Raw genomic sequence first — 1,449 nt, 5'->3', positions numbered from 1 at the left:
GCTAGAGGAGCTCTTTGAAGTTGCTGGAGTGCTCATGAACCAATTACTTCTTCTTTCCGAAACACCCGCGCGGTTGCCTCAGAGTAAATCCAGAGATAGGGGCGACTCCGCATGGTGCGCCGACGATCACGAGAAGGCACGAGGTAGCACTTATTTCCGCCTCGCCTTGGAAGCAATTGCGCTACCACCAATGCAAAGCACTCCAACCACAGTTAACGCGAGACCCAGAATGAAGCCTATACCCGCGCCTATGTTGGCTCCGCCACCGTCGGCCGATGTGACCATATTGAAAAGGCATGATACGAGTGCCAGGACGAGCCCGAAAATAAGAATTACCAAACCAGCGTTGGTCGCAGCCTTCATGCCCACCCCATTCAAGCAGGGTCTCCAGTACCCTCGTAGTGACTTCTACCAAATATGCGTACGGCGCGATAATAGGTGTTGGCTGCCCCCAAACATGCCGTCTCTTGCTGATTCCCGTCCGGGTATGCGGCATCACAGGCGGCCCTAAGGCCATAACGAAGTCGCTGGTCACAAAGCTTACGAGAAAGGTCCGAGGTGCTCGAGTAACAAATATCGTGCGAATCACATGTGGGCCGAAAATTCGCTGCCCCCCAACTGTCCGGCGAATAGCTGCACCCATTAGGGGGTGCGTAGGGGGTTATCTTGTGGTCGCTACCTTGAAGCGCAGATGTAGAATACTCCCATGCATCGATAATTGCATTACCAACGTAGCTATCTTTACTGCTGGCAGAGGACTCGGCCGTAGCGGGGGTGTCCGTAACAGTTAGATCCGAAAAATCGCTTGAGTTCCAGGTTGCTGTCAGTCCGTCGCGCGTATAACTGTGCTCGGTAGTTTCCGCGTCAGCCCGCGATGGCGCTAGCGCCAACATCAATACGATAATCGTTAACCACGCTAGCACACTCAAAGACAATCTTGTTCGGACCGCTGTATCCATCACCCCTCCTCACGTTAGGCTTCCTCGGGTGGTTGTGACAACATAGATTGCCGCCCCCGCTGGTAAGTCCGTCCTTTTTGCACGCTTCCACAATATGTGATTGTGTGATACATGTCAACAACGTTGGCCCAGATGGCTACCGGATGGTGAACGGCAAACATGGCGATCTCCGGACAGTTCGGGAGACGGGGTGCAGCGGGTGAGGGTCGCCGAGGTCTAGAACTCGCGAAGGGCCTGCTCTCCGTTCTGCGGGCGGAGAAATTGCCAAGACCTGCGCATCGGTGTTCCGCTACTCGACCGAGGAGTTGCTGGCCGGCGCTGTCAGCGCCGGTCACTCGGACCGGAATTGTTCCCCAGTCATCGCGTTCGTCTGCTCGTACTTCTTGCGGATGTCGGCTTGGGTGTCTCCTTCGACCCACGGGCGCTCTAGCACGACAAGGGCGGCCCAGTAGACCACGGTGGTGACAGCCCTCGTGATCAGAGCCCCGGA

1 protein-coding gene is annotated in these 1,449 nt (G+C 56.0%); it reads right to left on the bottom strand.

The window, feature by feature from the left end; all coding sequences use genetic code 11:
• Positions 1-374: 374 nt before the first annotated feature.
• The gene (locus tag ABD093_RS19740; RefSeq protein WP_377802428.1) at positions 375-893 is read right to left on the bottom strand and encodes a phospholipase A2; all 519 of its coding nucleotides are present in this window, start codon (positions 891-893) and stop codon (positions 375-377) included.
• Positions 894-1,449: the final 556 nt, after the last annotated feature.

It is taken from the genome of Brachybacterium tyrofermentans, from assembly GCF_039526165.1.
GTDB lineage: Bacteria > Actinomycetota > Actinomycetes > Actinomycetales > Dermabacteraceae > Brachybacterium > Brachybacterium tyrofermentans.
The sequence above is the reverse complement of the archived record's forward strand: the minus strand, read 5'-3'. Positions and strand labels throughout refer to the sequence as shown.